This is a genomic window from Nocardioides sp. (assembly GCF_036401255.1).
Classification (GTDB): domain Bacteria; phylum Actinomycetota; class Actinomycetes; order Propionibacteriales; family Nocardioidaceae; genus Nocardioides.
Map to the genome: position 1 here is coordinate 1 of NZ_DASWVI010000373.1, position 12,442 is coordinate 12,442.

The window sequence follows — 12,442 nt, forward strand, 5'->3', positions numbered from 1 at the left end:
GACTTCCTCGAGCAGATGCAGCAGGTGCGCAAGCTCGGCTCGATGTCGAAGATCATGGGGATGCTGCCCGGGATGGGGCAGTTCCGCGAGCAGCTCGAGAACTTCGACGAGCGCGAGATCGACCGCATCCAGGCGATCATCCAGTCGATGACCCCGGCCGAGCGGGCCAATCCCAAGCTCATCGACGGCTCGCGCCGGGCCCGGATCGCGCGCGGCTCGGGCCGCCAGGTCTCCGACGTCAACCAGCTCGTCGACCGGTTCTTCGAGGCCCGCAAGATGATGTCGACGCTCGCCAAGGGCGGCTCGATCCCCGGCATGCCGGGCATGCCCGGGATGCCCGGGATGCCCGGGATGGGTGGCAAGCGCTCGAAGGCGAAGCAGCCCAAGAAGGGCAAGGGCGGCAAGCGCGTCTCCGGCAACCCCGCCAAGGCCGCCCAGCAGGCGGCGGCCCAGAAGCAGAAGGCGGCGTCCGCACCCGCCAACCCGTTCGGCGCACCCGCCGGCGAGGAGGAGCTGGACTACGAGAAGGCCGCCGCGGCGCTCAACCTGCCCAAGGACTTCTCCAAGTTCCTCAAGTGATCTCCACGCTCGTCGTCGACGCCGCCAACGTGGTGGGCAGCCGGCCCGACGGCTGGTGGAAGGACCGGGCCGGGGCCGCCCGCCGGCTGCACGAGGCCCTGATGCTCGCCGACACCGGGTACGACGACGTGGTGCTCGTCCTCGAAGGTGGTGCCAAGGGTGGCGTGAAGGCGGGGCGCGACGGCCACGTGCGGACCGTCCACGCGAAGGGCCACGGCGACGACACGATCCTCGACCAGGCCCGCCAGGCCGCCGAGCGTGGCGGTCGCGTGGCGGTGGTGACCGCCGACCGGATGCTCCAGGCCCGCGTCCAGGGCGTCGGCGCCGTCGCCTTGGGCCCGTCCTGGCTGCTCGACCAGCTCTGAACCCGCCCGGCTACACCGAGACGCGCGCGATCGCCAGGGACACCGCGCCGAGCAGCTCGGCCCGGTCCCCGTGGGCGCCGGAGACAACGCGCAGCGCGGCGGCGGTCTCGGGTTGCGCGTAGCGGTCGACCGCGCCCCGGATCCCGTCGGTCAGCGACGTGGAGGTGCCGAGCGAGCCCCCGATGACGACGAGCTCGGGGTTGAGGTTGTTGCACAGGTCCGCGAGGGCCCGGCCGACCGCGCGGCCGGCGTCGCTGAGCACCCGACGCACGCCGGCGTCGCCGGCCTCGTCGAGGGCGAGGATGCGCTCGGTCGAGAGCGGCTCGTCGTACGCCGGCTGGAGCAGGGCCAGCAGCCGGGGCGCGGACACCAGCGTCTCGAGGCAGCCGCGGTTGCCGCAGCGGCACACCTGGCCGTGCTCGTCGACCTGCACGTGGCCGAGCTCACCCGCGATGCCGCTGGCGCCGCGGTGCAGGCGGCCGCCGAGCACGATGCCGGCGCCGAGACCGCTGGCGACCTTGACGTAGACCAGGTCGGCGACCCCGCGGGCGGCGCCCCGGCCGACCTCCGCCAGGGCGCCGAGATTCGCGTCGTTGTCGGCGTAGACGGCCACGCCGAGGCGTCGGTACAGCTCGTCGGCGGGCGACAGCTCCCGCCAGCCCGGGAGGATGCCGGTGCGGATGCTCGCCGAGCGCCGGTCCAGGGGAGCGGGCACGCACATCCCGACCGCGTGCAGGTCGCTGGGCTCCAGGCTCGCGGAGCGAAGCGCGCCGCGGACCATGCGCGCCGCCCGGTCGAGGGCGGCGGCGCCGTTCTCGTCGACGTCGAGGGCCGCGGTCTCCTCGGCCAGGATCGCCCCGACCCGGTCGGCGATCGCGACCCGGACGTGCCCGTGGCCGATGTCGACGCCGGCGACGCCGCCGCCCGGCGTGCTGAGCGCGACCAGGAGCGGCGGGCGCCCGCTGCCGCCCTTGTGCGGCCGGCCGCGATCCGCCGTCTCCACGACGTGGCCGCTCGCGATCAGGTCGCCGACGAGGCTGGACACGGTGGTGCGGGACAGGCCGGTGCCGCGGACCAGGTCCGCGCGGCTCATCGGCCCCTCGGCCGAGAGCAGGGTCGTGATCGAGCGCCGGTTGGTGTCCCGGAGCCGCTCGAGGGAGCTGGTGGTCGCCACGAGGTCCGAGCCTAGAGGCGATTCGTCCGGAAGAAGGACGAACAAGGTCCTGTTACGCGATCTTTACGCATTGACTCGGAGGATTGGCGGTTCCTACGTTGGGGGCCGCGCAGCACTTCTTGATCGGGCAAGGAGGCACCGATGCTCAGCACGTCCAGCGATCCCACCTCAGCCGCGTCACCTCGCCAGCCACGGTCCGGCCGGTCACGCCGGCGCCGCCCCGCCGTGCTGGCGGCGCTCGCGGCCGCGTCCCTCGCCGCGGTGCTGCTTCAGCCGCAGGCCAGCGCCGACGGCGACGAGCCGCCGCCGTACCAGGACCCGTCCCTCCCGGTCCCCGAGCGGGTCGCGGACCTCCTGGGCAGGATGTCGCTGGCGGAGAAGATCGGCCAGATGACGCAGGCCGAGCGCGTCGACGTCGACGCCGACCCGGCGCTGATCACCGAGCACCGCCTCGGCAGCGTGCTCTCCGGCGGCGGCTCCGTGCCCGACCCGAACACGCCCGAGGCGTGGGCCGACATGGTCGACCGCTACCAGCAGGCGGCGCTCGACACGCCGCTCGGGATCCCGCTGCTGTACGGCGTCGACTCGGTCCACGGGCACGGCAACCTGCTCGGCGCGACCGTCTTCCCGCACAACATCGGGCTCGGCGCGACCCGGGACCCGGCGCTCGTGGAGCGGATCGCCCACATCACCGCGGAGGAGACCCGCGCCAGCGGCCCGCAGTGGGTGTTCGCCCCGTGCCTGTGCGTGGCGCGCGACGACCGCTGGGGTCGCACCTACGAGAGCTTCGGCGAGACGCCGGCGCTGGTGGAGTCGATGGAGACCGCGATCGACGGGTTCCAGGGCGACCCGGGCGAGCTCGACGAGGCCGACCGGGTGCTGGCGACCGCCAAGCACTTCGCCGGCGACGGGCTCACGGCCTACGACGAGACGGCCGCGGACACCGGCGCGTACCCGATCGACCAGGGCATCGACCGGGTCACCCGCGAGGAGTTCGACCGGCTCGCGCTCGCGCCGTACGTCCCGGCCATCCACGAGCACCACGTCGGCTCGGTCATGCCGTCGTTCTCGAGCACCGACTTCAACGGCGGCAGCACCGACGACGCGGTGAAGATGCACGCCAACGGCGACCTGCTGACCGGGTGGCTCAAGGAGCAGCAGGGCTTCGAGGGCTTCGTGATCTCCGACTGGCGCGCGATCCGCCAGCTGCCCGGCACGTACGCCGAGCAGGTCGAGGCCTCGGTCAACGCGGGTGTCGACATGTTCATGGAGCCGATCCAGGCGCCCAACAACCCCAGCGGCTGGGACGAGTTCATCCCCACGCTGACCCAGCTCGTCGACAACGGCAACGTGTCGATGGCGCGCATCGACGACGCGGTCTCGCGCATCCTCACCGCGAAGTTCGAGCTCGGGCTGTTCGAGCACCCCTTCACCGACCGCACCCACCTCGCCGACGTCGGCAGCAGCGCCCACCACCGGGTCGCGCGTCGGGCGGCCGCCGAGAGCCAGGTCCTGCTGCGCAACCAGCGGCACACGCTGCCGCTGCGCGGCCGGCACGACGTGTACGTCGCGGGCAGCAACGCCGACAACATCGGCAACCAGGCCGGCGGCTGGACGCTGACCTGGCAGGGCGGTTCGGCCAACGTGATCCCCGGCACCACGATCCTCGACGGGATCGAGCAGGCGGCCCGCGGGCGCGTCACCTACAGCGAGACCGCGACCACGCGCATCCCGCGCAAGGCGCGCGGCATCGTGGTCGTCGGCGAGACGCCGTACGCCGAGGGCTTCGGCGACGTCGGCGGCCCGCAGTGGGCCTGGGACCCCGCCGACGGCGGCGTCCCGCGGCAGAAGCAGACCATGGAGCTCTCCGACGCGGACACCCGCGCGGTGCAGAAGGTCTGCGCACAGGCCAAGTCGTGCACGGTGGTCGTGGTCTCCGGGCGACCGGTGGTGATTCCGCCGTCGCTGCTGCGCCAGATCGACGCGCTGGTCGCCTCGTGGCTCCCCGGCAGCGAGGGCGCGGGGGTGAGTGACGTGCTCTTCGGGCGGGTACGGTTCACCGGCAGGCTGCCGGTCAGCTGGCCGCGGACGGTCGACCAGGAGCCGATCAACGTCGGCGACCCGGGCTACGACCCCCTCTACCGCTTCGGCTACGGCCTGCGCACCCGCTGACACGGAACGGCGGGGACCATGCCCCGGGCGCGGCCCACGTGGCCGGTAGCGTCCGGGGCATGGTCGCGTCCACGCCCGCACTGCGGTTCTCGGGTCCGGTCCTGCCCGACGGGGAGGTCCGGACCCTCCACGTCGTCGACGGTCGGGTCACCTACGAGCCGGTCGCCGGGGCCGAGGCCGCCGTCGACGGCTGGATCGTGCCGGGGCTCGTCGACGCCCACTGCCACCTCGGGCTCGACGACGACGGCGCGATCTCGGACGCCGCGACCGAGGAGCAGGCGCTCGCCGACCGCGACGCCGGCGCGCTGCTCATCCGCGACTGCGGCTCGGCGGCCGACACCGCGTGGATCCACGAGCGCGAGGACCTGCCGCGGCTGATCCGCGCCGGTCGCCACATCGCCCGCACCCGCCGCTACATCCGCAACTACGCCCACGAGGTCGAGCCGGAGGAGCTCGGCTCGGTCGTCGCCCGCGAGGCCCAGCGCGGCGACGGCTGGGTGAAGCTGGTCGGCGACTGGATCTCCCGCGAGGAGGGCGACCTCGCGCCGTCGTTTCCCGCGGAGGCGTTCGCGCACGCGATCGACGTCGCCCATCGGCACGGGGCCCGCGTGACCGCGCACTGCTTCGGTCACGAGGTGCTCGGCGGCCTGCTGGAGGCCGGCATCGACTGCATCGAGCACGGCACCGGCCTGCACCCCGACCAGGTCGAGACGATGGCCGCGCGGGGCGTCGCGCTGGTGCCGACCGTGATGCAGCTGGACAAGTTCCCGCAGTACGCCGCGGCCGGGCGGTCGAAGTTCCCGCGCTACACCTCGACGATGACCGACCTCTACGTCCGCCGCCGCGACACGATCATGGCCGCCTACGAGGCCGGGGTCGCCCTGTACGCCGGCTCCGACGGCGGCGGGATCAGCCGGCACGGCAACCTCGCCGGCGAGGTGATCGCGATGACGGCCATCGGTCTGCCGGCCGAGTACGCCCTCGGGGCGGCGTCGTGGCGGGCGCGCGCGTGGCTGGGCTGGAACGCCGGGCTCGAGGAGGGTGCTCCCGCGGACTTCGTCGTGTACGACGCCGACCCGCTCGTCGACCTGTCGGTGCTGCTGCGACCGGCGGCGGTCGTGCTCCGCGGCCGGGTCGTCGCGGGCTGAGCCGCTGAGCCCGGTCAGCCCGTCGGGTCGACCAACGAGATCCGGCCGCGCCGCACGTGGAACCAGCGCGGACGATCCTGGGGGTCGCCGATCATCGTGAGCAGGTCGCTCATCTCGGCGTCGAACCAGGCGCGGTCCTCCTCCGGCGTCTGCGTCGACTCCTCGTCGGTCTCGCCGCGGAAGCGCAGCGCCAGCTGTCGCGCGGTCAGGGTCAGCGAGCCGGCGTACAGCATGGTCTCGATGAGCTTGACCTGCTCGGGGAGGGCGTTGGCGAGGCGGTCGTCGACGACGAGCAGGTCGCGGGACGGGTTGATGCGCAGGCCGTTGAACTCGATCCAGCTGCCGACGAAGCGCACCCCGCGCTCGGTCATGCCCTCCGGGCCGTCGCGGCCGTCCTGCTCGTCCGCGGTGGCGTCGGCCCCCTCGCCGGCGGTGACCAGGTGCAGCTCCACGCTGCGGGTCTCGTGCGCCGCCGCGGGCTCCCAGGCCGACCCGTCCGTGATCGAGGAGATCGGCCGGTGTGCGACCGCGGCGAGGCGGGCCTGCAGCTCGCGCGGCCGGATCGGCTTGGGGATGTAGTCGTCGGCGCCGGCGTCGAAGCCCGCGAGCACGTCGTGCTCCTGCGAGCGGCTGCTGATGATGACGATGTAGGTGCTCGTCGCCTCGCGGACCCGGCGGGTGACTTCCAGGCCGTCCATCCCGGGCATCAGCACGTCGATGGTGGCGAGCACCGGCCGGTGCTCCAGGGCGAGCGCGATGCCGGTGGGGCCGTCGATGGCGCTGACGACGGAGAAGCCCGCCTGGGTCAGCACGATCTCCAGGAGATCGACGGTGTCCTGGTCGTCGTCGATGACGAGCGCGACGGGCCGATCCTCGACCGAGACGTGTGACACGCGTGCGAGTATCTCAGCCCGCGGTCGAGGATGTCGGGAACTTCGCCCGTTCGTGGCGCCGCCGGTCAGGTGGCCGGTCAGGCGGCCGGTCGGCCCGGCCGGGCCGGGCGCAACGACCACAGGATGCCGGTGACCAGCAGCACCGCGACCCCGGCGAGGCCGAGCAGCAGCGGCACGAAGATCGTGGCGAGGAGCCCGAGGACGAAGCCGCGGATCCGGGGAGCGGCCCCGATCTCGACCGTCGACGGCGGCTGCGCGCCCGCGGGGCTGCAGGTCACCTCCACCCGTGTGGAGTCGGGGTCGAAGCGCCAGGTCCCGACCCGGTCGCCGGCCGTGCCGCCGTCGTCCCTGCGGAACTCGCCACCGGGCGACCGCAGCGAGACCTCGTCACCCGAGCCGAGGTCCACCACGTGACAGACCGGCTCGGCCTCGAAGTCGTAGGTCCACAGCATCTGGTCGCCGTCCGAGGACAGCTCGACGACGTGCGGCCGGCCGTCCCGGGGCACCTCGGCGTCGGTGTGCAGGAGCGGGGCCAGGGTCCACCAGAAGATGCCCACGCCCGCGACGACCGCGCCGAGGATCAGCGCGATCCCCAGACCGAACCACCAGGCGCTGGGCCGCGGCCGGGGTGGTGGCGGCGGTGCGTAGGGTGTCGGTGGCCGGGTCATGGGACGACTCTGCCCGATTTTCGCCCGCCGGTCGCCGTCTGGCAGACTGGGCCGCTGAGTCCTGCGCGCCCGGACCCTCTCACCCGGTCGTCGCAGAGCCCATCGAGGGCCCCGGCCGGTGCTTTCCCCACCTGGTCACGGTGCCCTCACCCACACACAACTTCCGAGGAGACACCACAAACGTGGCCGTCAAGATCCGTTTGAAGCGCCTGGGCAAGGTCCGGGTGCCGCAGTACCGCATCGTCGTCGTCGACTCGCGCAAGAAGCGCGACGGTCGGGTGATCGAGGAGATCGGCAAGTACCACCCCAAGGAGGACCCGTCGTACATCGACGTCGTCTCCGAGCGGGCGCAGTACTGGCTCGGCGTCGGCGCCCAGCCGTCCGAGGCGGTCGCCAAGATCCTCAAGATCACCGGCGACTTCCAGAAGTTCAAGGGCACCTCGGGCCAGGAGGGCACCCTCAAGGTCGCCGAGCCCAAGCGCGACAAGCTCGAGATCTTCAACGAGGCGCTCAAGGAGGCCGCGAGCGAGCCCAAGGGCGACGCGGTGACCAAGAAGGCCGCCAAGAAGGCTGCTCCGAAGGAGGAGGCCGAGGCTGCTGCCGAGGCGCCTGCTCCGGTGCCCGCCGACGAGACCCCCGAGGTCGCGGCCGAGGCGGCCGAGGCCGCCGAGGGCACCGAGAGCTCGGACAAGGCGGAGTCCTGAGCGCCATGCTCGCCGAGGCGCTCGAGCACCTGGTGCGCGGCGTCGTCGAACACCCCGACGACGTGAGCGTCCGGGACAAGCAGCTGCGTCGCGGCTCGATCCTCGAGGTCCGGGTGCACCCCGACGACCTCGGCAAGGTGATCGGCCGCGGCGGCCGCACGGCCACGGCGTTCCGCACCGTGATCTCGGCGCTGGCCGGTCGCGGCGGTGCCCGCATCGACTTCGTCGACGTGGACCGGCGGCGGTAACGGCCAGCACACCGGCTTGAATGGGTGCCGCCCCCTCGGGGCGGCACCCGTTCGGCATTTCTGGAGAGGCAAGGCGTGGAGACCATCGAGGTCCTGGTGGGCCGGATCGGCAAGCCGCACGGCCTGCGTGGGGACGTGACCGTGGACGTCCGGACCGACGAGCCCGAGCGGCGCTTCGCCGTCGGCTCGGTGCTGCGCGTCGAGGCGCCCCCCGGGTCCCACACGCCGCTGCGGTCCCTCACCGTCGCCGCCACCAAGTGGCACCAGTCGGTGCTGCTGGTCCGGTTCGAGGAGATCCCCGACCGCACCGCGGCCGAGGCGGCCCGCGGCATCCTGCTGCACGCCGACATCCCCGCCGACGCCTCGCCCGACGACCCCGACGAGTTCTACGACCACCAGCTGGTCGGACTGGCGGCGTACGACGTCTCCGGCGCCGCGCTCGGCGAGGTCACCGGGCTGGTCCACGGCGGCGCCCAGGACCTGCTCACCGTGCGCACGACGGACGGCCGCGAGGCGCTCGTGCCGTTCGTGAAGGCGCTCGTGCCCGAGGTCGACCTCGCCGGGCGGCGCGTCGTGATCGCCGACCGGCCGGGTCTCGTGACGCCGCTGCCCGAGGACGACTAGTGCGCATCGACATCGTCTCCATCTTCCCGGACTACCTCGCGCCCCTGGAGCTCTCGCTGGCCGGCAAGGCGCGCGAGAAGGGTCTGATCGACGTCCGCGTCCACGACCTGCGCGCCTGGACCCACGACCGGCACCGCACGGTCGACGACACGCCGTACGGCGGCGGCGCCGGCATGGTGATGAAGCCCGAGCCGTGGGGCGAGGCCCTCGACGAGCTGCTGGCCGAGGGCGGCCCCGCCACGATCGTGGTGACCACCCCGTCGGGCCGGCCGTTCACCCAGGCGTTGGCCCGCGACCTGGCGACGCGCGACCGGCTGGTGTTCGCCTGCGGTCGCTACGAGGGGATCGACCAGCGGGTGCTCGACGAGGTCGCCGAGCGAGCGGACCTGTGCGAGGTCTCGCTCGGGGACTACGTGCTCAACGGGGGAGAGGTCGCCGCCCTGGCGATCACCGAGGCGGTGGTGCGGCTGGTGCCCGGGTTCATGGGCAACGCCGAGTCGCTGGTCGAGGAGTCCCACGAGGGCGGGCTGCTGGAGTACCCCGTCTACACCAAGCCCGCGTCCTGGCGGGGCCGGGACGTGCCCGAGGTGCTGCTGTCGGGCGACCACGCGGCGATCGCCGCGTGGCGGCGGGCCCAGGCCGAGCGGCGCACCGTCGCACGACGGCCCGACCTCCTCCCGGCCTCGGTGGTGCTCGACGACGTCGAGGTGCGCGCCGCGGAGCCCGCCGACGCGGGTGAGCTCTACGTGCTCCAGCTGGCCTGCTGGGTCCAGGAGCTGCACGCCAACCCCGGGGTGCGGATCCCCGCGTTGCACGAGTCGCTGGAGGACCTCCGGGCGTGGCTGGCACGCGACACGGTCCTGGTGGCGCGCGCCGCGGGCCGTCTGGTCGGGGCGGTGCGGGCCTCCCTGGACGGCCAGACGTGGGAGGTGGGCCGGCTGATGGTCGCCCCCGACCTGGCCGGCCGGGGGCTGGGCCGGGCCCTGCTCGAGCGCATCGAGGCGCTCGCCCCGGCCGAGGCCTCGGCGTACGCGCTGTTCACGGGCGCCGGCAGCGCCCGCAACCAGCGGATGTACAAGAAGGCCGGCTACCGGCTCCGCGGCGAGGTCGAACCCGGTGTGGTCCGGATGACCAAGCGGATTTCCCGGCCCTGAGGGCGCTGTGGCAGACTTGCTCCTCGGCCCAGTCGGCCAAACAGGGATCGCTCGCAGGACACGTCCTGCGGGGGTCCGCACCGGTTCCTGCCACAGGGGGAGCATGGTGCCGCCGGCCACCACGACGGGGCGACAACTTCACCGGTTCCGATACCGCGGCTGACCTGTGGCACTCGCGAGGAGAGACATGAGCAACGTCATCACCGAGCTCGGCAACGCCGCCAAGCGCACCGACCTGCCGGAGTTCCGTGCCGGCGACACCATCAAGGTCCACGTCAAGGTCGTCGAGGGCAACCGGTCCCGCATCCAGATCTTCCAGGGCGTCGTGATCCGCCTCCAGGGCTCCGGCGTCGGCCGCAGCTTCACCGTCCGCAAGGTCTCCTTCGGTGTCGGCGTCGAGCGGACCTTCCCGCTGCACTCCCCGATCTTCGAGCAGATCGAGGTCGTCACCCGTGGTGACGTGCGTCGCGCGAAGCTCTACTACCTGCGCAACCTGCGCGGCAAGAAGGCGAAGATCAAGGAGCGCCGCGAGGCCTGAGGGATTTCTCAGGCACGCTGGATACGCTCACGCCCGTGACTTCCGACGACCGCGACCCGACCGCCGTCACCGAACCTGACGACCCGGGGTCGCGGTCGTCGTCGTCTCCGGACGAACCGCCCCGAGCGAAGAAGAAGCACCTGCCGGTCTGGCAGGAGACGATCCTCCTCCTGGGGATCGCGGTCGTGCTCGCGATCGTCATCAAGGCGTTGTTCGTGCAGGCCTTCTACATCCCGTCGGAGTCGATGGAGCCCGGGCTGGTCAAGAACGACCGGATCCTGGTGCAGAAGGTCTCCTACTGGTTCGGGGGCGGCCCCCAGCGCGGCGACGTCGTGGTGTTCGAGGACCCGGGTGGCTGGCTGACCGCGGAGGAGTCCGCGGGCCCCACCAACGGGGTCGCCAAGGTGCTGTCCAAGGTCGGGCTGTACCCGACCGGCGGCCACCTGGTGAAGCGGGTCATCGGGGTCGCCGGCGACACCATCAAGTGCTGCGACGCCGAGGGCCGCATCGAGGTCAACGGTCAGCCGCTGAACGAGAAGGACTACGCCCGGCTCGACGGGGCGGACTGCTACGGACCGATGGTCGGCAACTGCCACTGGGAGGTCGGCCCGGTGCCGGCGGGGCACATCTTCGTGATGGGGGACAACCGCAACCACTCCGCGGACTCCTCGTTCCACATGTGCAGATCGGAGGAGACCGACTGCACCAAGAACCCGTACGTCGACGTCGACGGCGTCGTCGGCAAGGTGTTCGTGCTGCTGTGGCCCAGCGACCGCTTCACGTTCCTGCATCGTCCCGACACCTTCGCGGACGTGCCCGACCCCTCCTAGGTGCACCCGTGAGCGAGCTGCCCCGCGGCGCCACGATCCGCAAGGACGCGGGTCTGTACGGCTACGAGCGGGCCCTGCGCCGGCACGGGATCGACCCGATCGCCGGGGTCGACGAGGCCGGTCGGGGCGCCTGTGCCGGGCCGCTGGTCGCCGGCGCCGCGATCCTGCCGCCGGGCAAGGCGGGGATCGTCCCCGGCCTCGCCGACTCCAAGCTGCTGACCGAGAGGGCCCGCGAGCGCTGCTACGACCAGATCGTCCGGCGGGCCCTGTCGTGGTCGGTCGTGGTGATCTCCCACGAGGAGTGCGACCGGCTCGGGATGCACGTGGCGAACGTCGAGGCCCTGCGCCGGGCCGTGGCGCTGCTCGACCTGCCGCCGTCGTACGTGCTCACCGACGGGTTCCCCGTCGACGGCCTCGGCGTGCCCGGCCTCGCGGTCTGGAAGGGCGACCGGGTCGCCGCGTGCATCTCGGCCGCGTCGGTGCTCGCCAAGGTCACCCGCGACCGGATCATGGGCGAGCTGGACGCGCGCTGGCCGGAGTACGACTTCAAGACCCACAAGGGCTACATCACCGACGCGCACACCGCGGCCCTCGCCGAGCACGGCCCCTCGCCGATCCACCGGATGCGCTTCGTCAACGTTCGCCGGGCGGCCGGCCTCGAGGCCGGGATAGAGTCGGCACCGTGAGCGCGGAGGACCTCGAGCGGTACGAGACCGAGATGGAGCTGACGCTCTACCGCGAGTACCGCGACGTCGTCGGGATCTTCAAGTACGTCGTCGAGACCGACCGCCGCTTCTACCTCTGCAACCAGGTCGACGTGAAGGCCCGCACCGAGGCCGGCGACGTGTTCTTCGAGGTCTCGATGAGCGACGCCTGGGTCTGGGACATGTACCGCCCCGCCCGGTTCGCCAAGAACGTCAAGGTGCTCACGTTCAAGGACGTGAACGTGGAGGAGCTCAGCCCCTCGGAGATCGACCCGCCCAAGGCCTGAGGCGGCCGGCCGGCTACACCCGGCTGGGCGCCGGTGTGACCTCGCGGGCCACGAAGGCGAGCCCGGCGGCGGCGAGCGCCAGCATGACCGGGACCAGCAGGAGCGCGGACTTCAGCGACGTTGCGTCCGCGACGGCGCCGACCGTGAGGGGAGCCAGGAGCACGGCGAAGGAGGTCGCCGTCACCGCGCGTCCAGAGGCCGCGACCGCTCTCTCGGGTGCGGTGGAGACGGCCAGCGACATGCCCATCGGGAACAGGTTGCCGATGCCGACGCCGATCAGCGCGAGGCCGGCGACCGCCTGGACCGCCGTGGTCGCCGGCCACAGGGCGACGAAGCCGACGGCGCTGACGACCA

General features: G+C 72.6%; 15 protein-coding genes and 1 pseudogene. 12 read left to right on the top strand and 4 right to left on the bottom strand.

The window, feature by feature from the left end:
• Together VGD85_RS17260 and VGD85_RS17265 are read left to right on the top strand one after the other, a co-directional pair.
• Positions 1-579, top strand: a pseudogene (locus VGD85_RS17260) (signal recognition particle protein); the annotation flags it as partial.
• A complete protein-coding gene (locus VGD85_RS17265; protein WP_331064668.1) occupies positions 576-944 on the top strand; it encodes a hypothetical protein in 369 nt (122 codons plus the stop codon). The pseudogene VGD85_RS17260 and the gene VGD85_RS17265, both read left to right, overlap by 4 nt.
• 10 nt (positions 945-954) lie before the next feature.
• Here the strand turns inward: VGD85_RS17265 and VGD85_RS17270 are convergent, their stop codons facing one another.
• Entirely contained in the window at positions 955-2,118 is a 1,164-nt protein-coding gene (locus VGD85_RS17270) for an ROK family transcriptional regulator (protein WP_331064669.1), read from the bottom strand.
• Between the two features lie 141 nt (positions 2,119-2,259).
• Between VGD85_RS17270 and VGD85_RS17275 the strand changes: the two genes are divergently transcribed.
• On the top strand, positions 2,260-4,290 hold the full coding sequence (locus VGD85_RS17275; protein ID WP_331064670.1) for a glycoside hydrolase family 3 protein: 2,031 nt from the start codon (positions 2,260-2,262) through the stop codon (positions 4,288-4,290).
• Positions 4,291-4,349: 59 nt separating this feature from the next.
• Entirely contained in the window at positions 4,350-5,438 is a 1,089-nt protein-coding gene (locus VGD85_RS17280) for an amidohydrolase family protein (protein ID WP_331064671.1), read from the top strand.
• Between the two features lie 14 nt (positions 5,439-5,452).
• On the opposite strand, the gene VGD85_RS17285 is transcribed toward VGD85_RS17280, so the two are convergent.
• Together VGD85_RS17285 and VGD85_RS17290 are read right to left on the bottom strand one after the other, a co-directional pair.
• A complete protein-coding gene (locus VGD85_RS17285; protein ID WP_331064672.1) occupies positions 5,453-6,331 on the bottom strand; it encodes a response regulator in 879 nt (292 codons plus the stop codon).
• Positions 6,332-6,408: 77 nt separating this feature from the next.
• Positions 6,409-6,999 (bottom strand): hypothetical protein, encoded by a 591-nt coding sequence (locus tag VGD85_RS17290; RefSeq protein ID WP_331064673.1) that lies wholly within the window; start codon positions 6,997-6,999, stop codon positions 6,409-6,411.
• 182 nt (positions 7,000-7,181) lie between these two features.
• On the opposite strand from VGD85_RS17290, the gene rpsP reads away from it, so the two are divergent.
• The 8 genes from rpsP to VGD85_RS17330 all read left to right on the top strand — a co-directional run bounded on the left by rpsP (position 7,182) and on the right by VGD85_RS17330 (position 12,088).
• Positions 7,182-7,703, top strand: a complete 522-nt coding sequence (rpsP, locus tag VGD85_RS17295) for a 30S ribosomal protein S16 (protein ID WP_331064674.1) — start codon at positions 7,182-7,184, stop codon at positions 7,701-7,703.
• Between the two features lie 5 nt (positions 7,704-7,708).
• Complete coding sequence (locus VGD85_RS17300) at positions 7,709-7,951, top strand: RNA-binding protein (RefSeq protein ID WP_331064675.1); 243 nt, start codon at positions 7,709-7,711, stop codon at positions 7,949-7,951.
• A gap of 75 nt (positions 7,952-8,026) precedes the next feature.
• Complete coding sequence (gene rimM / locus VGD85_RS17305; protein WP_331064676.1) at positions 8,027-8,575, top strand: ribosome maturation factor RimM; 549 nt, start codon at positions 8,027-8,029, stop codon at positions 8,573-8,575.
• Positions 8,575-9,729 (top strand): tRNA (guanosine(37)-N1)-methyltransferase TrmD, encoded by a 1,155-nt coding sequence (gene trmD, locus VGD85_RS17310; RefSeq protein ID WP_331064677.1) that lies wholly within the window; start codon positions 8,575-8,577, stop codon positions 9,727-9,729. Before rimM ends, trmD begins: the two co-directional genes overlap by 1 nt.
• A gap of 187 nt (positions 9,730-9,916) precedes the next feature.
• Positions 9,917-10,267, top strand: a complete 351-nt coding sequence (gene rplS / locus VGD85_RS17315; RefSeq protein WP_331064678.1) for a 50S ribosomal protein L19 — start codon at positions 9,917-9,919, stop codon at positions 10,265-10,267.
• Between the two features lie 35 nt (positions 10,268-10,302).
• The gene (lepB, locus tag VGD85_RS17320) at positions 10,303-11,097 is read left to right on the top strand and encodes a signal peptidase I (RefSeq protein WP_331064679.1); all 795 of its coding nucleotides are present in this window, start codon (positions 10,303-10,305) and stop codon (positions 11,095-11,097) included.
• Between the two features lie 8 nt (positions 11,098-11,105).
• Positions 11,106-11,783, top strand: a complete 678-nt coding sequence (locus VGD85_RS17325) for a ribonuclease HII (RefSeq protein ID WP_331064680.1) — start codon at positions 11,106-11,108, stop codon at positions 11,781-11,783.
• Positions 11,780-12,088, top strand: coding sequence for a DUF2469 domain-containing protein (locus tag VGD85_RS17330; RefSeq protein WP_331064681.1), 309 nt, complete (start codon positions 11,780-11,782; stop codon positions 12,086-12,088). The genes VGD85_RS17325 and VGD85_RS17330 overlap by 4 nt, the downstream gene beginning before the upstream one ends.
• Positions 12,089-12,101: 13 nt before the next feature.
• Here the strand turns inward: VGD85_RS17330 and VGD85_RS17335 are convergent.
• On the bottom strand, positions 12,102-12,442 hold a 341-nt coding region (locus tag VGD85_RS17335; RefSeq protein ID WP_414690829.1), incomplete at its 5' end, for a hypothetical protein.